Source organism: Streptomyces sp. NBC_00358, from assembly GCF_036099295.1.
In the GTDB taxonomy this organism is placed as follows: Bacteria; Actinomycetota; Actinomycetes; order Streptomycetales; family Streptomycetaceae; genus Streptomyces.
In genome coordinates this window covers 785,230-807,336 of sequence record NZ_CP107976.1, presented here as the reverse complement: position 1 = coordinate 807,336, position 22,107 = coordinate 785,230, and the positions used below count along the sequence as shown (strand labels likewise).

20 protein-coding genes are annotated in these 22,107 nt (G+C 71.2%); 10 read left to right on the top strand and 10 right to left on the bottom strand.

Annotated features, from left to right (window positions below; all coding sequences use genetic code 11):
* Positions 1–190 precede the first annotated feature (190 nt).
* The gene (locus tag OHT01_RS03280) at positions 191–934 is read left to right on the top strand and encodes a methyltransferase domain-containing protein (RefSeq protein WP_328551574.1); all 744 of its coding nucleotides are present in this window, start codon (positions 191–193) and stop codon (positions 932–934) included.
* A 103-nt stretch (positions 935–1,037) separates the two neighbouring features.
* Here the strand turns inward: OHT01_RS03280 and OHT01_RS03275 are convergent, their stop codons facing one another.
* Positions 1,038–1,679: a tetratricopeptide repeat protein gene (locus tag OHT01_RS03275; RefSeq protein ID WP_328551573.1), complete on the bottom strand. Its 642-nt coding sequence runs from the start codon at positions 1,677–1,679 to the stop codon at positions 1,038–1,040.
* Between the two features lie 392 nt (positions 1,680–2,071).
* Between OHT01_RS03275 and OHT01_RS03270 the strand changes: the two genes are divergently transcribed.
* From OHT01_RS03270 to OHT01_RS03250, 5 genes are all read left to right on the top strand, one after another.
* Positions 2,072–2,665, top strand: coding sequence for a helix-turn-helix domain-containing protein (locus OHT01_RS03270; RefSeq protein ID WP_328551572.1), 594 nt, complete (start codon positions 2,072–2,074; stop codon positions 2,663–2,665).
* A gap of 93 nt (positions 2,666–2,758) precedes the next feature.
* Positions 2,759–3,745, top strand: coding sequence for a class I SAM-dependent methyltransferase (locus OHT01_RS03265; RefSeq protein WP_328551571.1), 987 nt, complete (start codon positions 2,759–2,761; stop codon positions 3,743–3,745).
* A 186-nt stretch (positions 3,746–3,931) separates the two neighbouring features.
* Positions 3,932–5,068, top strand: coding sequence for a hypothetical protein (locus OHT01_RS03260; RefSeq protein WP_328551570.1), 1,137 nt, complete (start codon positions 3,932–3,934; stop codon positions 5,066–5,068).
* Positions 5,069–5,373: 305 nt separating this feature from the next.
* Positions 5,374–6,030 carry a hypothetical protein gene (locus OHT01_RS03255; RefSeq protein WP_328551569.1) on the top strand — a complete coding sequence of 219 codons (657 nt, stop codon included), beginning with the start codon at positions 5,374–5,376 and terminating at the stop codon, positions 6,028–6,030.
* A 234-nt stretch (positions 6,031–6,264) separates the two neighbouring features.
* Positions 6,265–7,029, top strand: a complete 765-nt coding sequence (locus OHT01_RS03250; protein WP_328551568.1) for a spermidine synthase — start codon at positions 6,265–6,267, stop codon at positions 7,027–7,029.
* 225 nt (positions 7,030–7,254) lie between these two features.
* Here OHT01_RS03250 and OHT01_RS03245 read toward each other — a convergent pair whose 3' ends face one another.
* The 7 genes from OHT01_RS03245 to OHT01_RS03215 all read right to left on the bottom strand — a co-directional run bounded on the left by OHT01_RS03245 (position 7,255) and on the right by OHT01_RS03215 (position 16,149).
* The gene (locus OHT01_RS03245) at positions 7,255–8,844 is read right to left on the bottom strand and encodes an alpha/beta hydrolase (RefSeq protein WP_328551567.1); all 1,590 of its coding nucleotides are present in this window, start codon (positions 8,842–8,844) and stop codon (positions 7,255–7,257) included.
* Positions 8,841–10,484 carry an alpha/beta fold hydrolase gene (locus OHT01_RS03240; RefSeq protein ID WP_328551566.1) on the bottom strand — a complete coding sequence of 548 codons (1,644 nt, stop codon included), beginning with the start codon at positions 10,482–10,484 and terminating at the stop codon, positions 8,841–8,843. Before OHT01_RS03240 ends, OHT01_RS03245 begins: the two co-directional genes overlap by 4 nt.
* 380 nt (positions 10,485–10,864) lie before the next feature.
* A complete protein-coding gene (locus tag OHT01_RS03235) occupies positions 10,865–11,755 on the bottom strand; it encodes an STM4011 family radical SAM protein (RefSeq protein ID WP_328551565.1) in 891 nt (296 codons plus the stop codon).
* Positions 11,756–11,762: 7 nt separating this feature from the next.
* Positions 11,763–13,118: an STM4012 family radical SAM protein gene (locus OHT01_RS03230; protein WP_328551564.1), complete on the bottom strand. Its 1,356-nt coding sequence runs from the start codon at positions 13,116–13,118 to the stop codon at positions 11,763–11,765.
* Complete coding sequence (locus tag OHT01_RS03225; protein ID WP_328551563.1) at positions 13,115–13,921, bottom strand: STM4013/SEN3800 family hydrolase; 807 nt, start codon at positions 13,919–13,921, stop codon at positions 13,115–13,117. The genes OHT01_RS03230 and OHT01_RS03225 overlap by 4 nt, the downstream gene beginning before the upstream one ends.
* A 58-nt stretch (positions 13,922–13,979) precedes the next feature.
* On the bottom strand, positions 13,980–15,143 hold the full coding sequence (locus OHT01_RS03220; RefSeq protein ID WP_328551562.1) for an STM4014 family protein: 1,164 nt from the start codon (positions 15,141–15,143) through the stop codon (positions 13,980–13,982).
* A 37-nt stretch (positions 15,144–15,180) separates the two neighbouring features.
* Positions 15,181–16,149 carry an STM4015 family protein gene (locus tag OHT01_RS03215; RefSeq protein ID WP_328551561.1) on the bottom strand — a complete coding sequence of 323 codons (969 nt, stop codon included), beginning with the start codon at positions 16,147–16,149 and terminating at the stop codon, positions 15,181–15,183.
* Between the two features lie 366 nt (positions 16,150–16,515).
* Between OHT01_RS03215 and OHT01_RS03210 the strand changes: the two genes are divergently transcribed.
* The gene (locus tag OHT01_RS03210) at positions 16,516–16,842 is read left to right on the top strand and encodes a hypothetical protein (protein ID WP_328551560.1); all 327 of its coding nucleotides are present in this window, start codon (positions 16,516–16,518) and stop codon (positions 16,840–16,842) included.
* 146 nt (positions 16,843–16,988) lie between these two features.
* Entirely contained in the window at positions 16,989–18,017 is a 1,029-nt protein-coding gene (locus OHT01_RS03205) for a DUF6745 domain-containing protein (protein ID WP_328551559.1), read from the top strand.
* Positions 18,018–18,244: 227 nt separating this feature from the next.
* Here the strand turns inward: OHT01_RS03205 and OHT01_RS03200 are convergent, their stop codons facing one another.
* Positions 18,245–19,045 (bottom strand): class I SAM-dependent methyltransferase, encoded by an 801-nt coding sequence (locus OHT01_RS03200; protein ID WP_328551558.1) that lies wholly within the window; start codon positions 19,043–19,045, stop codon positions 18,245–18,247.
* Between the two features lie 426 nt (positions 19,046–19,471).
* Between OHT01_RS03200 and OHT01_RS03195 the strand changes: the two genes are divergently transcribed.
* Both OHT01_RS03195 and OHT01_RS03190 read left to right on the top strand, forming a co-directional pair.
* On the top strand, positions 19,472–20,695 hold the full coding sequence (locus tag OHT01_RS03195) for a phosphatase PAP2 family protein (protein WP_405918371.1): 1,224 nt from the start codon (positions 19,472–19,474) through the stop codon (positions 20,693–20,695).
* Between the two features lie 143 nt (positions 20,696–20,838).
* Entirely contained in the window at positions 20,839–21,663 is an 825-nt protein-coding gene (locus tag OHT01_RS03190; RefSeq protein ID WP_328551556.1) for an SDR family oxidoreductase, read from the top strand.
* Between the two features lie 68 nt (positions 21,664–21,731).
* Here OHT01_RS03190 and OHT01_RS03185 read toward each other — a convergent pair whose 3' ends face one another.
* On the bottom strand, positions 21,732–22,082 hold the full coding sequence (locus OHT01_RS03185; RefSeq protein ID WP_328551555.1) for a PRC-barrel domain containing protein: 351 nt from the start codon (positions 22,080–22,082) through the stop codon (positions 21,732–21,734).
* Positions 22,083–22,107 lie beyond the last annotated feature (25 nt).

Below are 22,107 nucleotides of genomic sequence, written 5' to 3'. Positions count from 1 at the left end.
TCCTGCGGGGAAATGCAGGTGCAAGGCCTGCCCGGCGCTCCATGAAGACCCTGTCCCGCTATCCGCGGGACAGGGTCTTCCGCTGTCCGGCCTCCAGCGGTGCGGACGCGACGCTCCCTCTCCGCCGGGCCGTCGGCTCCCTTGTGCGCGGTGGCCCCCGGCCCGGCTGCTTGATCGCATACTGAGGGGCATGGCCATCTATGACACGCTCGGTGCTACGTACGGCCGGACCCGGCAGCCGGATCCGCGGATCACCGCGCAGATCCACGCCGCGCTCGGGGACGCCGTAGATGTGATCAACGTCGGTGCGGGCACCGGTTCCTACGAGCCGCCCCGGACGGTTCTCGCCGTCGAGCCCAGCAGGATCATGCTCGCCCAGCGACCGCCCGGGTCCGCGCCCGCCGTGCGCGCGGTCGCCGAACAGCTTCCGGTGCGCGACAACGCCGCCGACGCCGTCATGGCCCTGCTGACCGTCCATCACTGGAGTGACCTCGCGGCCGGCATCGCCGAACTCCGCCGGGTCGCGCGTCGCCGCATCGTCATCCTGACCTGGGACCAGCAGATCTTCCGCGAGAAGTTCTGGCTCGTGCGCGACTACCTCCCACAGGCCGCCGCCTTCGACGACACCCGCGCCGTCCCGATCGACCGGCTGGCCGCTCTCCTCGGCGGGGCACGTCAGGAGCCCGTTCACGTCCCGCACGACTGCACCGACGGCTTCGGCGCCGCGTACTGGCGCCGTCCCCACGCCTACCTCGACCCCCAAGTGCGGGCCGGAATCTCCATGTTCGCCCAGGCTGGAGCGGACGCCCTCGCTCCCGGACTCGCGGCGCTCACCGACGACCTCGCGACCGGCCGATGGCACCGACGTCACGCCGATCTGCTCGCGCTCGACACCATCGACGTCGGCTATCGACTCCTGGTGACGGACTCCTGACCCGCGCCGGTACGCGGGCCCCCGGCCAGTACATCGGACCCTCGACGACAGGCGGACGCTCGCGAGGCGGTCCACGCGGCACGGCGCCGGTGCAGGGCTCGGGTCAGATCTGGGCGCGCGCCTGCTCGATCCAGCCCAGCACGGCTTTCGCGGAGCACTGTTCGGCGGTGGTCTGCGCATCGTCGAGGTGGCGGAGGGCCGCATCGCGGTCGTTGGTCTCGGCGGACAGGTAGGCGAGCGCGACCAGACCCGCCGCCAGTCCGGGCATGAACCCGATGTCGCGGCGCAGGGTCACCGATTCGGTCAGCAGCTCGCGGGCTCGGTCGAACCGCCCCGCCTCCCTCTCGGCGAAACCGAGATGGCGTGCCGCGAAGGACATGACCTTCCGGTCGCCGACGGACCGTGCCAGCGCGTACGACTTCTCGAAGTACGGTCTTCCGGTGGCGCTGTCGTCGCGCACCACCTGATGCCAACAGCCGATCCAGAAAAGCGCGTCGGCCTCACCGCGGACATCATCCAGGCGGTGGTACAGCTCGGCGGCACGCTCGAAGTCGACCAGTTCCTGCGGGTTCTCGTGACGATCGCTGAGGAAACGTACGTGCAGCACCTTCCCGCGTTCCAGGGCGAGCGGTGCCTCGACGGCGTCCAGCTCGTGGTCGGCCGTGACCAGAGCGCTGGTGTCTCCGCCGAACATCGCCAACTCGTAGAGTTCTCGGGCCCGTTCGATCCGGTCGTGCTCCGGCATCCGCTGTCCCTCCCGCTGTCGTGTGACTCCAACGGCGAGGCTACCGGCAGGTAGTCGGGCGACCTCGCGATTCCGGCCGGGGTGGCCGAGTTCGTCTCGAAGAGCCCCGGCCCGGCTCGTGTGGGGTGCCCGCGGAGCCGTACGTCGGTATTGATCTTGAGTCGATCGGCGGAAGTCGCGCCGGTGCCCGATGCGTTGGTGGCCCAAGGAAAGACGTCCCGCTTCCTGCGGGGAGATGCAGGTGCAAGGCCTGCCCGGCGCTCTGTCGAAGCCCTGCCCCGCGTTCTGCGGGGCAGGGCCCCTTTTTTTGAGCCACGGTGCCGAGGGTCCGCAGGCGACCCGGACACCTGCGACGCCGACCACTGCTGCCGTGACGGCATACGCTGTTGCCCATGACGCAAGAAAGTGACGAGCTGGACAGCCTGGTACGCAAACGCATCCGGGCCCTGCGCGTGGCCCAGGGCTGGTCCCTGGAGGAGCTGGCCACCCGTGCCCAGGTCAGCCAGTCCACCCTCAGCCGCATCGAGACGGGACAGCGCCGCCTGGCCCTGGACCAGCTCGTCACTCTCGCCCGCGCCCTGGACACCTCCCTCGATCAACTGGTCGAGACGGCCACGGACGACGTCGTCTCGAATCCGATGATCGACGGAGCCCACGGGCAGATGCGATGGCCGATCAAAGCCGAGCCCGGCATGACCGTCGTACGCCAGCGCATGACCGACCCACCGCCCGACAATCCCTCGCGGATGCGCGCTCACCCGGGCCGCGAATGGCTCGTCGTCCTTTCCGGCACCGCGATCCTGCTCCTGGGCAACCGGCGCTTCCGCGTCGAGACCAACCAGGCGGCGGAGTTCCCCACGATGCTTCCGCACGCCATCGGCGCCGAGCGCGGACCGTGCGAGATCCTGGGCATCTTCGACCGCGACGCCCGCCGCGGTCATCAGCGCGGCGAGGATGCCGGGAAGGCGGACCGCCCGGCACCGTGACCGTTTGCGCGTTCGGCAGCCGGACCAGCCATCGTCTTGCGCATTCCGGAACGAGCCACGCCGTCAGCCGACGACCCGCTTAGCGTGGGGCACATGAACCACCCCTTCCGTCACACGGCCCACCAGGGCACGCACCAAGGTCACGACCACGGGCACCACGACGATCGCGGCCACAAGGAAGGCCCCATCCACGAGCACAACCACGGCCAAGGCCACGGCCAAGACCAAGGTCACGACCAAGACCAAGACCAAGGTCACGCTCACGGGCGCGAGGCGGGCGACCAGGCGGAGATCCTCGACCTGGACGCGGAGGTACTCGCCGAGCACACGGCCTCGATCACGGCCTGGCTGCCCGTCGCGATCGCCCCCCGACGGATCGTGGATCTGGGCTGCGGAACCGGAGCAGGCACCCTCGCACTGCTCGACCGCTTCCCCGACGCGGAGCTGACCGCCGTCGACAACTCCGCCGACCACCTGCACCGCCTGAGGGAGAAGACGGCCGCGGCCGGAGCCACCGACCGCGTGCGCATCGTCCAGGCCGATCTGGACGCGCCGACATGGCCCGGACTCGGTTCGCCGGACCTGGTGTGGGCATCGGCCTCCATGCACCACATGGCCGACCCCGACCGCACCCTGCGACAGGTCCACGACCTGCTGGCACCCGGCGGGCTCTTCGCGGTCGTCGAGCTGGCCGGCTTCCCCCGGTTCCTGCCCGACGGCGCTCCGGATGGCGCGCCCGGTCTTGAGGAGCGATGCCACGCCGCACTCGACCACCGGCACGCCGAGGAGATGCCGCACCGCGGCGCCGACTGGGGAGACAAGCTGACGAAAGCGGGCTTCGCCGTCGCGGGCGAACGCACCGTCACCGTCGATATCGGGCCACCCCACACCGACGCGGTGGGCCGCTACGCCCTCGGCAGTCTGCGTCGTCTGCGGGGCGGCGTCGGATCCGTCCTGAGCGGCGAGGACCTGGCGGCTTTCGACCGACTGCTCGACACCGACAGCCCGCACGGTGTCCTGCGCCGAACCGACCTGCGGGTGCGCACCGAGCGCATGGTGTGGGCCGCCCGCCGGACGTGACCCCCGTCGCCTCCGCGAGCGGTCGACGCGGTGGGCCATGACGGCGGCGCCCGACGCCTTCCCCCGTACCGCCGCTCACCTTCGGCGGCGTCCGCGGGGTGACCGGATGTCTGCCGTAAACGATCAACACCCCCTACTCTTCGGCTGATCGGGATTCACGCATACAGCGGAGGCGGGGGAAGGCACATGACGTACCGGCGGGCGGTGATACCGGCACTGGCCGGAGCGCTGCTGATCACGTTGTTGCTGTGGTGGGCGGGCGTGAACGCCCAGGCACTGCAACTCCGCGGGGCCACAGGCGTGTTGGACGCCCAGTCCGCGGCCGAACTTCGGCGATGGCTCGCACCATGGTCGTATCACCCCGCGTCGGCACTGTCGCCCGGCGGACCTGCCGGCGCTGTCACGGGCGGGGAGACGGCGCTGAGTGGAGGCACCCAGAACGCCGGGCTCTACAGCACCGCGATGCGGGTCAGATTCGTCGCGGTCCCCGTGTTCTTCCTGGCCGGCGCGCTGCTGCTGATCCGCAGGATTCCACCGACCCAGGGCCGTACGCCGGCCACGGTGCTCGCGCTGTGGGCGTGGGGCCCGGTGGCCGCGACGCTGGCCGTCACCGTTTCCGCGCCGTGGCTGATCGCGTCCCTGGGGTACGGCAACTACCGGGTGCTGTCGCAGTTGGCGGCCGTGATCGCGTCGAGCGGGCCGGTCCCGGTGTTCGCGGCGCTGTTGACCGCCCCGGTCACGGTGCTCGTGGCGCGTATCAGCGCGAAGGGTGAGGACCCTTCGCCCCGGCAGAGCGTGCCGCCACGCGCGGCCCGCCTGGCCGCGAGCGCCGGAACCGCGGTGATCGCGCTGTCGCTGGTGATCCTGTCGTACCAATCGGTGGCGGCCCGGATCCAGAGCTCGTCCGGCGGCGGAGGACTGCTGTCCGAGCCGGGCGACCTGCTCCGGGAGTGGCTGCTGCTCGGTGGCTGGTCGGCTCCGGCGACGGCACCGCTCGGCGACTGGCTGCTGTACCGGGCCGCCGACGTGGTCGTGCTGGCCGTGGTGTGGTGGGCGCTGCGGCATCTGCCCGGTCTGCTCACCCGGACCACGGTGCCGGCGATGGCGATGGGCACGGTCTGCGCGACCGTGCTGGGACTCCTGGCGAGTCAAATGCTGCATGTGGCGATCGACGACAGCGCCACCGTGGGGCCCGTGTTCGTGTTCGCGAGGCTGGGTGACGGCGTTCCGGCGGCCCTCACCTTCGGCATCGCCGCCGGCATGGCGGCCCTGGTGACACTGCGGCGGACCGGCGACCGCGACACGGGCGAACTCTCCGGGTGAAGGAACGGGCCGCACGCCACGTGGAGATCCCGCCGGGTCGCATGTCTGCGGCAGTCCTCGTCCACGGTCGACCCGTGCGCCACCGCGGCACGTGTTTTCTCGCTGATCCCGCTCCTGACCAGGGGTGGCCGCCCGACCACCCCGCACTCGTCCGGGCCACCGGGCGCGCGGACGACGCCACCGGACGGCAGGGTGGTGGTGCCGACGTCGGAGGGCACCTACGGGAAACGCCGCCCGGACCGCGGCGTCGTCCGTGGTCCCGGTCCCGGACGAGAGGCCTTTGAGCGCGTTCATCAGGAGGTTCCGTGCACGACAAGCCGCTCCTCAAGAGCGTCGGTGAGCTGCTGCGCCGACGGCACGGCTCCTCGCACCGCGCGCAGCGGACCGGACCCGACGGGTTCGCCCTGGACGGCTTGAAGGTCAGCGGGTTCATCGCGGGCACGCTCAGCGCCGAGGACGAGGCGACGCTGGCCGACGAAGTGGCCCAGCTTCTTCCCCACCACTGGGATCTGCCCACCAAGTCCGTCGAGGCGCTGACACCGGTCGTCGACCACCTCGGCGGCCAGCAGCAGCTCATGGCCTGGCTGGACCGGCACCCCGGACGGCCACGGCTGATCGCGCGGATCTACGTCCTCCTCGGCCATCTCGATCAGTACAGCGAGGACCCCGCGGTACTCGCCGCGGTCCGGCACGCCCGGTCCCAGGACCCGTACCCCGCCGGTCTGCGCGGCTATCTGACGCCGGACACCAACGACGAGACCCTCGGCGGCCTCGCCTTCCGCATCGAGGAACTCCTCGGCGACAGCCGCGAGGAAGACGCCACCGCACTCGCCCTGGCGACCGCCGACTGGCTGCGCGGTGCCGCGCGGAACGCCGAAACCCCGAGCCCCGACGTCAGCGAGATGGGCGAACTCATGGAGCACATGCACCAGGACATCAGCGAGGCAGCCCCCCGCACGTGATTCGGCCACCCCGGTCGTCCCGGCGAAACGGGCGCACCGAACCGATCCGGTGGCGTACGGCCGTTTGCCCGCTCCGGCGGCAGCGCTCCGTGTGAAGATCCTCCAAGGCATCGGGCCCGGACCGGACGGTGCGGTGCCTTTCTGTGCCGCGCCCGGAACCGGCCGGGGCACCCGGTGTCGACGGTTGTCCCTCGACCCGCGGTGGTGGGACGAGGTTGGGGAGAAAGGCATCGGATGAGCGCACGTTTCGAGGAGATCGACTGGCGGCCGACGCCCATGGGCGACATCAGCCTCCGCCGTCGGCGGGATCCGCTGTCGGGCGAGGACGTGTACGAGGTGAAGCTCGGCGACGAGTACCTGATGTCCAGCCTCTTCACCACGGGGGAGATCGAGCTGGCCCGGCTCGGTCTGGCGGAGCTGTCCGAGGGGCCGCTCGACGTCGTCGTGGGCGGACTCGGCCTCGGGTACACGGCCAGGACGGCGCTCGACGATCCACGCGTACGCTCCCTCATCGTGGTCGACACCCTGGCCGAAGTGATCGACTGGCACCGGCGCGGGCTCGTGCCGCTGGGCGCGGGACTGGCGTCGGACCCCCGGTGCCGGCTGGTGCGCGGGGACTTCTTCGCGATGACCACGGGGACCGCCGGGAGCGCGATGACCGCGGGCGGCGCAGGTGACGCACCGCGCGGTCTTGACCCCGAGACTCCCGGCCGCCGCTTCCACGCGATCCTGCTCGACGTCGACCACTCGCCGCGCCATGTGCTGCACCCCGACCACGCCGTGCTCTACACACCTGCCGGACTGACGGCGCTGGCCGAACTGCTCCATCCCGGAGGCGTGTTCGCGCTGTGGTCGAACGACCCGCCGGACAAGGAGTTCGGCTCGGTGCTCGCGGAGGTCTTCACGGACACCGCCGCGCATGTCGTCGATTTCGACAATCCGCTTCAGGGCGGGACAGCGGCCAACACCGTCTACGTCGCCCGAAGGCGCGACGGCTGACAAGTACCAATCCCCGGTTACCAGTTACAGGTCACCAGCCACCAACCATCGGACCACGCCCCACGCCCAACGCCCAACCCGCAACGCGGGAAGGGCCCTTGCGCCGTGGACCGGGTCCCGACTTCTCCGGAGCGGACCCGCACCGGGCCTGGAGCGGAAGTCCGCTCCGGGGAAGTCGGGTCGGGCGGTCGGGTCACTGCCGTGGGGCCGACCGCCCGTCCCGTTCTACGGTGCGATCTCGAACGTGGGCGGCTGGAGACCCGCCAGGCACCGCGTGTTCGGCGCGGTCGGACGGTTGAAGAACGAGGTGGTGATCGACTGTGCGCACGGCGACTCGGCGAAGGCGACGTGGGCGACGTAGGGAACCGTGACGACGGTGGACCGGCTCAGCGTCCGGGCGACGTACGGACCGTTGCTGGGCGCGGTCTGGGCGTCGAACCCGGCCGACATGACGAGGGTCGGGATGTTGCTCCGCGTCACGTTGCGGGCCGAGGGCGATGCCGGCGGGACGTCCCAGGCGCGGCAGTCCGCGTGCAGGAAGGGGAGCTGCGGTGCGTTGGCGAGTACCGAGCGGGGGAACGTGGGGAACGCGCGCCGGCCGCCCCGGATCACATCGGCCTCGCTCTCGAACGGTGTCCACTCACGGCAGAAGACGCCGTAGGCGAGCCCGTGCGCGATCCTGCCGATGGCCTGCGGGCTGAGTTTGCCTCCGGCCCACTGTTCGGCGATCCGCTGCGGGTTGCCGTGGGCCAGCTCGTCGATCGAGCGGGGCACTCCGGGCGCCACGTGGGTGGCGGAGGTCAGCCAGTTCACCAGGACTCCGCCGTCCAGCACGACCTTCACCGGAGCCGGTTGCCCCGGAACCGTGACGGTGGTGGTGATCGGTCGGGCCTCGAGTTGACGGACGAGACGCTCGAAGGTGTCCGACAGCCTCGGATACCGGCGGTTGCAGGCCGGCTGCTCCGCGCAGGTCTTGAACAGGCTGTCGAAGCCCTGCCGTGCGGCGCTCCAGGTCACGGCCCCGCCCGCCAGTGACGGCGGCAGCACGCCGTCGATGCCGACCGACCGGATGCCCCTGGGGTGGTCACGCATGTACTGGAGAGCCAGGTCGGTGCCGTAGGAGATACCGAACACGTTCCACTGCTTGATGCCCAGCGCGACGCGCAGGTCCGCGTAGTCGGTGGCGCTCTCGGGAGAGTCGTACGCGCTGATGTCGGCGCGGCTCGCCGACCGTTCGCGGCAGACCCGCGTCGCCTGGACGTGCAGGCGCCCGGTGGACCGCGCGCCGTACACGAGGCCGACCGCGCGTGCGTTGAACTCGTCGATGTTGGGGCAGGTGAGCACCGGGTCGGCCGAATAGGTCCCCCGCTGGGACATGAAGATCACGTCGCGGTCGCGGTTCAGGCCGCCGTCGATCGCCAACTGGGCCTCGGCGACGGCGTCGTCGCCCGGCCCGCCGGCGAACCACACGATCGGATCGCGTGCCGGTCTGCTCGTGGCCGCCGACACGATCGCGACTCCGAGGGTGATCTTCCGCCCCCGGTGACGGGAACGGTTCTCGGGCACGGTGAGGGTTCCGCAGCGCGCTCCGTCGATTGCGGGGACCGGGTCCGCCGTCCTCGGGCAGGTGCCCGGCACGAAGCGGGCGTCGCCCACCGTCCGGGCGACCGTGCCGAGCGGCGCCGCGGGGCTGCTTTCGGCTCGCGCGGGTGTCACGGCGAGACCGACGGCGAGGACACCGGCCGTCGCTCCGGCCAGTGCCGCCGGGAACCGTCGCGGGGCGCGCCGGTGGTGGGGCGGGCGGATGGACATCATGAGTTCTCCGGGTCGGGAGTGATGGTGAACGGTTTCGGTGCGAGTCCCGCCACGCAGGCGGTGTCGGGCGAGAGCGGATGGTTGAGGAAGGAGGCCAGGACGTCGGCCGCGCAGGGCGACTGCGGGACCACCCAGTGGCCGATGCCGGGAATGAGCACGGCGGTCGAGCGCGACAGCGTACGGCCCGTGTAGGGGCCCCAACTTGCTCCGGTCTTCGCGTCGAAGGATCCGGACAGGATCAGCGTCGGCACGTCGCTGACGGTCGCGATCCGCTGCACGGGGGTGCGGTCCGGGACGTTCCAGACGCGGCACACGTCGTTCTCGAAGGGAAGCTGCGGTGCCTGGGCCAGGACCGAGTCCGGCCACCCGGGGAAGGCCCTGCGCCCCGCCTTCAGCAGATCGGATTGCGAATATCCCGGTACCCACTCGCTGCAGGCCACCGACTGCGTCAGACCGTGGGCGAACTCGCCGATCACGGGATGGGCGCCGGCGGCGGCCGCACGCGCGAAACGCTCCGGGTCGCCGTGAGCGAGTTCGTCGAGGGCCGCGGGGACGTCGACGGCCGGGACGACGTTGGCGACCAGCAGGTTCACCAGCGCGCCCCCGTCGAGGACCACCTTCACAAGGTCGCCGCCGCCCGGCGGCCGAGCGGTCGTCGTGATGGGGTGCGCCTCCAGCTGCCGGACCTGACGGGTCAGCGTGCGCGGGAGAGCCGGATAGCGGCTCTCGCACCGGGGCTGGGCCGCGCACGCGGCGAAGATCGCGCCGATCCCCTCCCGGGTGCTGTCCCAGGTCCACGGCAGGCTCACGATCTGCGGCGGTACGACGGAGTCGATGGCCACCGAGCGGATCCCCTGCGGGTGGCGGCGCAGGAAGGTGAGGGCCAGGTCGGTGCCGTACGAGTACCCGTAGACGTCCCACCGGTGGATGCCGAGCGCCTTGCGCAGGTCGGCGAAGTCGGCGGCGTTCTCGGTGGTGTTGTAGGCACTCAGGTCGACTCCGCCGGCCGTCAGACGGTCCCGGCACTTCTTCGCCGCGCGCACCAGGAGGCGCCCGGTCGACGGTGCGTCGTAGCGCAGCCCCACGGCCCGCGCGTTGAACCGGTCGATCTCCGGGCACGCGAGGTTCGGCCGCGCGTGGAGCGTTCCGCGCTGGGCCATGACGATGAGGTCGCGGTCCCGGTTCACACCGGCGCCGATCAGGAAGGGAATGTCGTCGATCGTGTCGCCGCCGGGGCCCCCGCTCATGAACACGACCGGGTCCTTGGCCGGTTTCGCCGACGCGGCCGGAATGATCGCGACGGTCAGCCGGACGGTCCGCCCGCGCGGGTGGGCGCGGTTCTCGGGTGCCTCCAGAACCCCGCACCGGCCGGGAATCGGCTCAGGGGTCTCCGGGCAGGGGCCGGGCACGAACCGCGCCCCGGGCCCCGACAGAGAGGTGCCGCCCGGTGGCGACACGCCACCGCCGGGTGCGGCGCCGGCCGCCCCCAGAAACGCCAGAGCGGCCGCGACGAGCGCCGTCGTGGTGCGCGCGTTCCGTGAACGCAGGCGCGCGTACCGGTGATGCTCCCTCCTGCGTACGGTCCCGCCGTTCCCGTGGAGGGGCGGCGGGCCACCCGGGTCGATGCCCTGTTCCGTCATGTGATCCCGTCTCTCTGACGTCCCCGGCCCCCCGACCGGGGCGACGCCGCGTGGCTTCGCCCGCCGCCGCATGATCGGGACGGGCACTGCGTACGCCAGCCTGGGCACGCGGCGGGACACTCACCACTCGTGGGCTCCACTTGGAGCCTCGACGTCACCCAGGTGCCGTTTCCCGCCCCTGCCGCGCCGCCACCCGGCGGCTCCGCGTGTGCGTCCTGCCGGCCGAGCGGCGCGGCACACCCCAGGGCCCGACCGGCTCGCACGCGAGGCGCGCCGCCCGTACGGGCGGGCGACCCGGGCAGGGACTGCCGGGGCAGCGTCCGAGGGGCCGTGAGCGGCGGCAGCCGCCCGCGATGTCGGGGCGAGACCTCTTCAGGCCCTCAGACAGGGCGAGTTGACGGAATCACCGGGAGGAGGGGCCGGTCCGGGAGCGAAGCCGGGACGCGTTCCAGGACGCCGCCCGCGAAGACGTCGTACAGCGGCAGCGTCTCCAGATGCACGTAGCCGATGTGGCAGTCGCATGCGGTCAGGGGGCAGGGGCGGGGGGCGAGGGCGGCCCGGTAGGAGCCGTCGTACAGCCGGCCCAGCCCGGTCCGTACGAAGTGACAGCGGCTGACCGTACCCTCGCCGTCCACCGAGATGACCGATTCACCGGTGCGGCAGGGCAGGCCCGCCGACCGGTGCGGGTCGCGGCTGAAGGGGAAGAGCGGGTCGAGCGCGGTCCACCGGGCGGCCTGCTCGTCCGTGTACGTGTGCCCTTCGGCGGCGTTCACCCACAGGTACACATGCTCCGGGAGCTCGGCGCGCAGCCTGCGCGCGGGCTCCTCGTGTTCCGGCAGGCCGACGACCCCGACACTGAAACGGACGCCCAGGGCGGTGAGTTGCCGGGTCTTGGTGACGAACCGTTCGTGCGGTGTCTGGCCGGGGTGATACGTGCACCACAGCGCCACCGTGTCCCGGTCCGCTTCCTCCAGCCAGTCGGTACGGCAGCTGAGATTCGTCTGGATGGCGACGCGGCGGACGTGCGCCTGGTGCGACAGCTCCACGAGGGCGCGGCGGTACCAGGAACGGACCAGCCCCTCACCCCACGGAGTGAAGAGCACCGAGAGCCGGTCCTCGCGTTGCTCGCCCGCCCACGCGGTGAACCGCTCCAGCGCCGCGCGGTCGGCCCGCAGTTGTGCGGCGGTGTCGCGGCGCTTCGCGAACGGGCAGTACGGACAGTCGTAGTCGCAGGAGGCGAGCGGGCCGCGGTACAGGATCGTCAGGTCCACGGCGGTCTCACTTCATCTCGTAGGCGGCCATGGCGTCCCGCACGGCCGGCGAGAAGAATTCGGGACCTATCGCGTCCGAGTGGGCGAGCCCTTCCGCGGAGAGGCGGAGCCGCCCGTCCCCGGGGTGCGCGAGCCACCCCCGAGCCGCGAGGGTGTCCAGCTCGGACGGGAAGTCCCCGTGCGGATCGGAGCCGAAACGCAGCCGGTAGTCCGCGACGGGCAGCCCCTCCGCCTGGAGAAGGGACTGGAGGAGATGGCGGCGCCGCGCCTCGTCCTCGTCGACACGGCGGCCGTGCAGCGCACGCGAGAAGTCCTCGGTGGCGGTGTAGTCGTCGATGATCCCGCGGATCTCGCGCATCGACACGGCGTAGTCGAAGGAGTAGTGCAGGGTCGAGGTGTACGAACGGGCACCGCAGCCGAGACCGATCATGCCGTCGGTCTGGCAGGCGTAGTCGTCCGGACCCTGCGGCGGTGCGTCCGCGCGGCGGAACATGCGCATCGACACCTGCTCGTAGCCGTGCGCCAGCAGATGGTCCCGGCCCTCCCGGTACCGCCGCAGCCGCTGCTCGTCCCATGCGCGGTCGGCCGTCCGCGCGTCGGTGTGCCGGCCGAGCCCGGTCAGGGGGCGGATGTAGAGGGGATAGAGGTAGATCTCCTCGGGCCGCCAGGCCAGGGCCGCGTCCAGGGAGTGGCGCCAACTGGCCGCGGTCTGGCCGTCGATGCCGTAGATCAGGTCGATGTTGAGGACGGGGACGCCCGCGTCGCGGATCCGGCCGAGCGCCGCCTCGACCTCGGCGCGCCGCTGCGGTCGTACGGCGGCACGGGACTCCTCCTCGACGAAGCTCTGCACACCGAGACTGAGGCGGGTGGTGCCCCGCTCGACCAGCACGGCCAGCCGGTCGGCGGTGGCCGTGGAGGGCGAGGCCTCGACGGACAGCGGGATCGCGCGGAGATCGGCCCCCATCTCCCGCTCGGCGATGTCGCACAGCCGCTCCAGTTCGGCGGCCTCCAGGAACGTCGGTGTGCCACCGCCGAACGCGGCGTTGGCGAAACGAGGGGTCTCCTCGTCGCCGAGGGCCTCGCGCATCGCGGCGGCCTGGCGCCGCACCGCGTCCAGATAGCGTCCCGTCAGGTCGCCGGGAGCGCCGATCCGGGTGAACAGGTTGCAGAAACCGCAGCGGACCTCGCAGAACGGGATGTGCAGATACAGCGAGAGCGACCGCCGGGACTCGCCCGCCCACAGATCCCGCAGCGCCGGCCGCGGGGCCAGGGGCCGGTAGGAGGTCTTGTGGGGATAGGCGTACGTGTAGCTCTGGTACGGGCGCGGCAGACCGCTCGGGGCGGCCACGAGGGCGGGGGTCATACGGTCGGCTCCAGGAAGAAGTGGCTGTAGGGCACGGTCCACACGGAGTCGTGACCGAGACGGTGGCCGGTGTAACCGTCGTCTCCATAAGCGGTGCCGTGGTCGGAGCAGACGATGGCGAAGCAACGTCTGCGCGAGCTCATCGCGCGGAACAGCCGTCCGACATGACGGTCGATGTACTCCAGGGCCGCCGCGTGGGTGGCCCGGCTGTCACCCGCCTCCCGCGTGGCACCGGGAAGGTGGAACCAGTTCGGCTGGTGCAGTGCGGAGGCGTTCAGGAACAGGAACAGCCTTTGCTCCGTGGGGAGTTCGGCCACGATCTGCTCCGTCCGCGCGACCTGGGCCTCGAACGAGGTGGGCGAGGCCACCCCGAACTCCGGCTCCCAGTGGCTCTCCTGGAAGAACCCGGGCAGTACGTCGCCCAGCGCGCCCTGCTTGTTGAAGAAGCCGACACCGCCGACGCACACCGTGCGGTAGCCGTGCTCGGCGAGAGCGGACACCAGGTCGGGGGTGTCGAAGACGAACGTGCGGTCCGCTGTCGTCTCACTGCCCGAGAACCGTGCCGCGAACAACCGCGGATGCGGTCCAGGCGCCGCCGGGGTGGGGAGGAACCCCGCGAACATCGCCTGGTGGGAGGCGTAGGTGAAGCTCCCCGGCGCGTGCCGCCGCTCCCAGGTGCCGCCGGGCAGGTGCGCGGCCAGGTTCGGCAGGCGGCCGGCCGCGGCGAGTTCGACGGCCACGTCGTGGCGCAGGGTGTCGAGGGTGAGCAGCAGCAGGTCGTCGTGGCCCACCACCTCGTTCATGTCCGGAGTCCCGGCCGGTCCTCGTGCGGAAGGCGGCGCGTCCGGTACGCGGCCGGGTTCAGGCTGGTGCATGTGCTGTCCTGGCGTGGTTGTCGAGCGGGGGAACGGGTCGTACGGGGAACCGGTCGCGGGACAGGGACCGGAACGCCGCGATCTGCGCCGCGTACGTGTCCAGGCCCTCGGCGCCGCTGCCGGGCAGGCCGGTCAGGCGGGGGAGCAGATCGCCGAAGGCGTTGACCTCTCCGACGGCGAAGCGGCGCCAGCCGATCGCGGGCAGCAGGTCGACGCCCACGCACAGGGTGCCGGGGAAGCAGGCGGCGGCCCGTTCGCTGATGGACAGGGCCTCCGCCCACCGGTCACCGGCCAGCACACGCACGGCCGCGAGCTCACCGCGCGCCCCGCCCAGATGCAGATTGGTCAGGGGCGAGCGGCTCGTACGGACCACGGCGTGGGTGGCGCGTCCGGCCACCACCACGATCCGCAGGTCCGCCGACCTGTTGCCGAGCGAGGCCTTGGGCAGCCAGCGTTCGATGTGCAGCCCGTCCGGCGCGAGCGTGTCCACGATCGCGGCGATCTGCGCCTCGTCCGTGTACCGGCGGATCCGCAGGGAGTTGTGGAGGCTGCCGTCCGACGTGCGTTCCACCGAGGTGGTGGCCCGGATCCGGCCCGACGCGGTCGTCTCGACGGCCAGCACTCCCGACGCGGACGAGCCGTGTGCGAGCTTGACGAAGACCCTGCGCATCGCGGTTTCCGCCATGAGGTCCCGGACGTCGCTCCAGCCCTGCACGGTCGGGCGGACACCGGACGTGGGGGACTGCGGCACCGGCACACCCGCGCCGTCGAGACGCGCGTGGCACAGCCGCTTGTCGAAGAGCACGGCCAGCTCCGCCGGGTCGTCGAGCCGTCTGCCCCCGCGCAGCGAACCCACGCAGTCCAGGAATCCGGCGTACCAGCGTGCGGAGCCCTCCACCCGGGTCGGCTGGTCGGCGCCGCGCAGCAACCGGTCCACCTCCGCGTTCTCGCCGGGGGAGTCCAGCCGGACGACCTCGTCGTCGGCGAAGTCGTGCCCGCCGTCCCGCAGGACGTCACGCCACTCGACGACACGGGGCGTACCGCACCCCGCTTCCTCGGCCGCCGCCGTGAACAGGCCCACCCTGCGGTTCTCCCCGTTCGCGACGACCGCCCACTTCACCGGCGTGTTCCGCGGCCGCAACTCGCCCATCACACTTCCTCGTTCCCCGATCCGGTGCCGGTCCGCGCTACTCACCCACCGCGACGAAACGCCAGACGGTCCCGTCCTCCTCCTCGTCGGACTCCGCGTCGCCCTGGTCGGCGTGGACCAGCACACCGGCGGGCTCCAGCGTCTCCAGCAGGCGCGTCCGCACGCCGTCGCTCAGGTAGTTGTGGTGCAGGTCGAGGATCTTGAGGTGCGTCAGCGGCTGGCCCGAGAGCAGGGCCGTCGCGCCGTCGTCGGTGAGCACGCCCATGGAGACGTCGAGGCGCTCAAGACGCGCGACGACCGGGGCCGAGGCCAGCGCCGTGCAGACGGCGTCCTGGATCTCGCTGTTGCGCAGGGCCAGGCGGAGCAGACTGGGCAGCCGGGTGCCGGTGAAGAACGGCTCCAGGTCGGCGACATCGGCGTCGCCCCCGTACTCGGAGGTCCCGAGCCACAGGTCGAGCTCCGTCAGCGCGGGCAGGTCGCTGCCGGCGATGCCGCGCACCGCCTCGACGGGCAGGCCGCCGCTCTCGACGGTCAGCGTGCGCAGCGCCTCGTGCCGGACGGCGGGGAAGACGAGCTGATTGCCACCCCGGACACCGAACTCCTCCAGGGCGGGGAAGGCCTCCAGAAGGGGCGACACCTCACCCTGGACGATCCAGGAGATCTCGCACTCCTCCACCACGATGTCACCGAGGAAGAGCCCGCGCAGAGCGGGCAGCCGGTCGCGCGCGGCCACCAGGGCCGCGATCACCGCACCGGGAGGGCTGTCGTACACCTCGCTCCACGCGCCGACGATCAGCGCCCGGACCTTCTCGGTGTCCACGGTCGCGAGGAAGCGCGAGAAGGCGTCCTCCCACTGCTCCTCACTGTCGTAGGCGTCCACGGCGATGCGCCAGGCGACGGTCTCGGGAGCGGGGAGTGACGTGGCCCGGGACGACTTGTCGTCGGCGCCCGGGAAGGTGAAGGCCGGGAGGCCGTTGAACTCCTTGAGATGGCTGTTGACGGTCATGCGCGCCCGCTCCCTCGTCCTGGTTCCGGTCGATCGACATCAGTGGTGAAGATTCCGGACGCGCGGACCGCACCCAGGTAGAGGAGTTCTACCAAGGGCCACTGACATCGCCGCGGACAGGGTCGGCACCTGTGGACAGGAAGCGGGAGCGGCCGTCGGGCGAACGGCCCCGAGCGCCCCCGGCCAGGTCATGACGCCCGGTCATCGGGCCGATGATTCCAGGTCAACGGGCCCATGACACCTGGTCGTCGAGGCTGTGACCCCTCGGCCGCCGGAGGTACGGCGTCCGGGCCGGAGGCTGATTGTCAGTGGTCGCCTCTACGGTTTTTCCATGGCGCACGCCATGCCGTACGGGGAGGGAGACCCATGTTCCGCCAAGGAGACGTGCTGATCGTGCCGCTGGGCGAGGACGCGGTGCCGGACCACGCCGTCGGCGCGGTGTCCGAGCCGCGTGACGGCCGCGGACGCCTCGTGCTGGCCCTCGGCGAAGTCACCGGGCACGCCCACGCCGTGGTCGGTCCGGGCCGGCTGATACGCGAGGCCGGGGTGTTCGGACCGATGCTCCTGCACGTTCCCGAGGGCGCCCGGGTCGTGCACGAGGAGCACGGGGCGATCTCGCTCCACAAGGGCTGGTACCGGGTGGTCCGCCAGCGGGAGTACGTGCCGGGCTCGGTACGCGTCGTAGCCGACTGACGGGGTCCGTCGGCGGGTTCCCGCTCCCGTTCCGGACCGGGAGGGGCGCGCGAAACCGCGCGGACAGCACGCTCGAAGGCAGGACCGGTGGCACGCGAGGGCCGCGCCGCTCGGGAACCGGGGACATCGGAGAGAAACGGAACGGCGTGATGGAACAGAGCAGTTGGCGTGCCACCGCGACGCGGACGGGAGCGGGCGACCGGGCGGCGGCCGAGGCGGGCGTCGCGCTGGCCTACCGGAGGGCCGGTCTTGAGGCGCCGGCGCGCATCGTCTGGGCGCGCTCGCCGCACGAGGCCGTGCGCATGCTGATGGGAACGGCGCTCGCGGACGGCACCGGACTCGGGGACACCGGCGCCGGCGTCCGAAGTGCCGTCGTCGGCGGACCCTGGGCGGCGGAACGCGCCCGCGCCCATGAACGGCTGGGACCGGAGGGATGGAGCGCGCACTGGCGGGCCACCGGAGCGGCGCTGTGGGAGTCGACCCGCGCGCTGGCGGACCGGGTGCGGTCGGCGGTGGTCGAGGACCTCGCAGGCGACCGGCACGAGGAGAGCCGGGTCCGGCTGCTGTTCCTGGACGCGACCCTGGGCCAGCACGACGCGGCGTGGCTCTGCGCGTTCGACCCCGACGACGCGAGTCCCCTGGCCGGGACAGCCGCGGTGGCGCGCGAGGCGGGCTGGTGGTGGCCGTACGAGAACGTGGCGATCATCAGCGAACGGCCGCTGAGCCTGCACCGCGACGAAGCCGGACGCCTGGACCGTGGAGACGGCCCGGCACTGCGTTACGCGGACGGCTTCGAGCTCTGCGCGTGGCGCGGGATGCCCGTCCCGCGCGCCTTCCTCGACGAACTCACCGCGCTGACACCAGAGCGGATCCGCGGCGAGGAGAACGCCGAACTGCGCCGCGTGATGCTGGAGTACTACGGCTACGAGCGGTATCTGGACGAATCGGGGGCGGTCCCCGTGCACCGTGACGAGACGGGAGTGCTCTGGCGGGTCGAACTGCTGGGCGACGAGGACGTGGTGATGGTGGAGGTCGTCAACTCCACACCGGAGCCGGACGGTACGAGCCGTACGTACTGGCTGCGTGTCCCGCCCACCACCCGTACGGCCCGTGAGGGAGTGGCGTGGACGTTCGGCCTCGCCGCCGAGACGTACGACCCGGTCCGGCAGACGTGAGGACGACGACGGCCCCGGTGGTTGCGTCCGAGCGCCGATCCGCGGGAGAGCCGACGCCGTTCGGGGGTCCGGTCGCGGGGGAGGGCCCCGCGCGTCCACGGGACGCCGACCGCGGCCCGGTCACGGCCGAGGGACGGGCCGGTGCCGCGTCGGCCGGGGTTTCGTGCGCCCTGAGGTCTGCGCGTGGGCCGACCGATCGACCGGCGGTGCTCTCCGCCGTGCACGGTTCAGAGCCGCTGCCCCCAGGCCATCATCAGGCCGGGGCCGAGTTCGGCGAGCCGGGGCGAGGCCAGGTAGGCCAGCGCGTCGTCGATGACGGTGGCGTCCACCCGCCCGGTCTCCTCCAGGGCGGGCCGCATCCGGCTCCATGTCTCGGACCAGAAGCGGGCCAGGGGGCCGCCCGCGACCAGCGGTGGGCAGCACAGCTCGCCGGCGACGTTCTGGAGACCTTCCTCTCTCAGGAAGTGCGGATAGGCGGGGACCGTGGACGTGTCGGTGCCGATGGTCGACCTCAGTGCCTGCCACATGGCATCCATGGTCCGGCGGTAGGCCGAAGAGGTGTCGAGAGGATTCGGCATCTCCATCGCGTCGCCGAGCACCAGCCAGCCGCCCGGGTTCAGCCACCCCGCGAGCCGGGAGACGAGCCGGCGTCGCTCGGGCAGGTGCATGAGGACGAACCTGGCATGGATCAGGTCGAAGCCGCCCAGGTCCAGGCTCTCGTCCCGCAGATCGGCCGTGACCACCCGAAGCCGCGGATCCGCGAGGGTGCCCAGCCCGCCGGTGTCGCGGTCCACCGCGACCACCTCCGCGGCGCCCGCCTCCTCCAGCAGCCAGCGGAGGACCGTCCCCGTCCCGGCTCCCACTTCCAGGCAGCGGCTGCCCGGCCCCGAGCCCAGGGCGCGCAGCCGACCGGTGGTGACCGGGTCGTAGACCAGCGCCGCCGCGTCGATACGATCGGCTTCCTCCGGGTGCTCCGGCTCGAACAGATCCTGTCCGTAGTGGCCGTCGGACGCCGCGGGGCCGGTCATGACGGCCCCTCCGGTCCCGGTCCTCCGGTGGGTCTCCTGCCGGTTCGTGCCATGAAAACCCCTGGGAATCGAAGGGCGGTTTACAGCCAGAGTGGCAGCTTTCGGGTCCCTCGGCAGATCGGCGAATACAAGATCGACTCACCTTTGCACTGGCTGTGACCCTTGAAACCCTCCTGTAAGGCTCATAGCATGATCGAACTCACGACGATTGCCCTGATCGTCCGTCCTTCACTAGAAGAACACGCTGTCTAGCGCGAAGGGTGAGCTATATGACCAATAACTAACAAATCGGCCAAACAGTTGATATCTATAGCATCACGGATACTTTCGCGAATAAGCAGCAGAATTGCGTTCGTCGCGCGGCGTCGGCCGCAGGCGACGCTGTGGGCCACCGCCGGTGTGGTGGCCCTGGGATTCCTCGTCACGATGGAAATCGTCGCGCGCCACTACGGCCTGCCCGGGCCGATCACCAACCAGGCGCGGGAGATCGTGTGCGCTCCCACGTCGGGGCCGCTGCTGTATGCCGGTCTGGCGTTGATGATGGTGGTGCTCACCTGGCGGCAACGGTTCATCGCGGTCGGAGCCGCGATCGCCGTCGACCTCGTCTTCCTGCTGCTGCGCTGGGTTCTCGACGACAGACTGAGCTTCGGTAATGGCGCGTTGTGGGTGATTCTGGCCTACGGGGTCATCGCCGTCACTCGCCGCACCGGTCGGGAGCGTGTCCTTCTGCTGAAGGGTGTCGGGCTCGGCCTGCTGCTGATCGCCGGCCACAAGACCGGCGACACCTGGCTGCTCATCACGTCGAAGACCCGTCCGTCCGTCCTCGACCCCTATGTCGCGACAGCCGATCACGCGCTGGGCAACCCGTCGTGGGTGGTGGGCCGGATCGTCGAGGCCACCAGCCCGGTCGGCCCCCATGTCCTCCATCTCGTCTACGGTCAGCTCCCGCTGGGAGCGGCCATGTTCGCGCTGTACCAACTGCGGCACGTGGCGGTCGAGCGGCGCTTCCCGGGGCATCACCTGGTGCGCACCTTCCTGGCCATCGGCCTGCTCGGGCCGGCCATCTACATGATCTTCCCGGTGGCCGGACCGGTCTTCGCCTACGGCGCCGAGGGCGGCCAGTGGGCGGCGGCCAACGTCTGGCCGCACACGGTGCCGACGATCGCCTCCCCCCACCAGATACCGTTCGACGAGATAACCCCCCGGAACTGCATGCCGAGCCTGCACACGGCCTGGGCCACCACGCTCTTCATCCATTCCCGCGAGGCCTCCCGGGCTCTGCGCTGCGCGGGCACGTTCTGGCTGATCGGCACGCTCACGGCAACGCTCGGATTCGGGTACCACTACGGAGCGGATCTCGTCGCCGGTGTGGTGTTCGCGCTCACGATCGAGGCGGCGATGCGCTCCTTCGACCGTGGCTGGGACCGGGCGGGAATTCGGCTGGTCGGCTACGGGGCGTTGGTGTTCACCATGCTCCTGGTGTCGTATCGCTACCTGCCGGTGGAAATGGCCAGATACCCCTGGGCGTTCGGACCGGGCCTTCTCGTGGCCATGTCTTCGGTGGTCTACGGCTATGTGCGGATCACCAGGCTGTGGAATCCGAAGACCGTGCCGGCCGTGCAGCCGGAACCTCAGCTCGTCGAGGCGTAGCGACGGTCCGGCCGCGATCCGTCGGGCGCGCCCGGGAGCCCTGGAGTCGCCTTGGAGCCCACTCGAAGGTGTTGGGTGGTGGGACGGGCGCCGCGACGCGACGTGGTGACCGAGTGGACGACGGGTTTCATGAGGAGCACTCCATGACGCAGAAGATCTGGTTCATCACCGGCGCCTCACGCGGCTTCGGGAGGGAGTGGGCGATCGCCGCGCTGGAACGAGGCGACTCGGTGGCCGCGACGGCGCGCGACCTGTCCACACTGGGCGATCTGCGCGAGACCTATGGCGAGCGGCTGCTGCCACTCCAGCTCGACGTCACGGACCGCGACGCCGACTTCGCCGCGGTGCGGCTGGCGCACGAGCGGTTCGGGCGGCTCGACGTGGTCGTCAACAACGCCGGCTACGGCCACTTCGGATTGGTCGAGGAACTCACCGAGGCGGAGGCTCGCGCGCAACTGGAGACCAACCTGTTCGGGGCCCTGTGGGTCACCCAGGCGGCACTGCCGTTCCTGCGCGAACAGGGCAGCGGCCACATTCTCCAGGTGTCCTCCATCGGCGGGATCAGCGCCTTCCCGCTGGTCGGCATCTATCACGCGTCGAAATGGGCGCTCGAAGGAATGAGCCAGGCGCTGGCCCAGGAAGTGGCGCCGTTCGGCATCAAGGTCACACTGATCGAGCCCGGTGGATTCGCCACCGACTGGGCCGGTTCCTCGTCGAGCACGTCCGAGCCGCTGCCGGCGTACGCCGACTTCCACAAGCAGGTCCAGGAGCAGCGTCGTCAGCGCGTCGGTACTCCCGGCGACCCCCGGGCGTCCGCCGCGGCGGTACTGGAGATCGTGGACGCCGAAGAGCCGCCGCTGCGCTGCTTCTTCGGCGCGGGGCCGCTGGGTATCGCCAAGGCCGACTACGAGCAGCGCCTGGCGACATGGGAGAAGTGGCAGCCGGTGGCGGAGCTGGCGCAGGGCTGAGAGTCTCCGGTGCCTCCCTTGGGGTTCTCGTGGGCGGCCGGCTCCCCGTGAGCCGTGACGTCGATGGGTCAGGCGCGGTGGCTCTGGTAGTACCCGCCGAGCTGCTCGTGGTAGTCGGCGTCGCCGACGTGCCTGGCCCGGTCGAAATCGGGGGAGGACCTGATCTGTTCCTGGGTGAGCGCGACGTGGATCTTCCGCTCCTCCCGGTCGACCCTCCGCACGGTGCCGGCGGGCAGCATGACATGCCGGTCGAAGATCCATACGCCGATGTCGACGACGAGGTACGACGAGCCCACGTCGTCCGCGTGTTTGTCGACCTTCCCGATGGCGCCGTCGATGGCCTCGACCTTGTACCCGACCAGATCGGTGCCCACGATGTGCCCGGTGGACGGGTCGTAGCCCCAGATGTCGTCACTCATGAACGGCTCCCGCATCGAAATTCGG

What these genes read in the sequence shown, in the direction of transcription:
- OHT01_RS03245 (WP_328551567.1), bottom strand. Translation starts at nt 8,844, where the DNA reads ATGATGTCCATCCGCCCGCCCCACCACCGGCGCGCCCCGCGACGGTTC.
- OHT01_RS03215 (WP_328551561.1), bottom strand. Translation starts at nt 16,149, where the DNA reads ATGACCGTCAACAGCCATCTCAAGGAGTTCAACGGCCTCCCGGCCTTC.
- OHT01_RS03190 (WP_328551556.1), top strand. Translation starts at nt 20,839, where the DNA reads ATGACGCAGAAGATCTGGTTCATCACCGGCGCCTCACGCGGCTTCGGG.
- OHT01_RS03240 (WP_328551566.1), bottom strand. Translation starts at nt 10,484, where the DNA reads ATGACGGAACAGGGCATCGACCCGGGTGGCCCGCCGCCCCTCCACGGG.
- OHT01_RS03230 (WP_328551564.1), bottom strand. Translation starts at nt 13,118, where the DNA reads ATGACCCCCGCCCTCGTGGCCGCCCCGAGCGGTCTGCCGCGCCCGTAC.
- OHT01_RS03225 (WP_328551563.1), bottom strand. Translation starts at nt 13,921, where the DNA reads ATGAACGAGGTGGTGGGCCACGACGACCTGCTGCTGCTCACCCTCGAC.
- OHT01_RS03210 (WP_328551560.1), top strand. Translation starts at nt 16,516, where the DNA reads ATGTTCCGCCAAGGAGACGTGCTGATCGTGCCGCTGGGCGAGGACGCG.
- OHT01_RS03275 (WP_328551573.1), bottom strand. Translation starts at nt 1,679, where the DNA reads ATGCCGGAGCACGACCGGATCGAACGGGCCCGAGAACTCTACGAGTTG.
- OHT01_RS03250 (WP_328551568.1), top strand. Translation starts at nt 6,265, where the DNA reads ATGAGCGCACGTTTCGAGGAGATCGACTGGCGGCCGACGCCCATGGGC.
- OHT01_RS03270 (WP_328551572.1), top strand. Translation starts at nt 2,072, where the DNA reads ATGACGCAAGAAAGTGACGAGCTGGACAGCCTGGTACGCAAACGCATC.
- OHT01_RS03185 (WP_328551555.1), bottom strand. Translation starts at nt 22,082, where the DNA reads ATGAGTGACGACATCTGGGGCTACGACCCGTCCACCGGGCACATCGTG.
- OHT01_RS03265 (WP_328551571.1), top strand. Translation starts at nt 2,759, where the DNA reads ATGAACCACCCCTTCCGTCACACGGCCCACCAGGGCACGCACCAAGGT.
- OHT01_RS03220 (WP_328551562.1), bottom strand. Translation starts at nt 15,143, where the DNA reads ATGGGCGAGTTGCGGCCGCGGAACACGCCGGTGAAGTGGGCGGTCGTC.
- OHT01_RS03200 (WP_328551558.1), bottom strand. Translation starts at nt 19,045, where the DNA reads ATGACCGGCCCCGCGGCGTCCGACGGCCACTACGGACAGGATCTGTTC.
- OHT01_RS03260 (WP_328551570.1), top strand. Translation starts at nt 3,932, where the DNA reads ATGACGTACCGGCGGGCGGTGATACCGGCACTGGCCGGAGCGCTGCTG.
- OHT01_RS03280 (WP_328551574.1), top strand. Translation starts at nt 191, where the DNA reads ATGGCCATCTATGACACGCTCGGTGCTACGTACGGCCGGACCCGGCAG.
- OHT01_RS03195 (WP_405918371.1), top strand. Translation starts at nt 19,472, where the DNA reads ATGGAAATCGTCGCGCGCCACTACGGCCTGCCCGGGCCGATCACCAAC.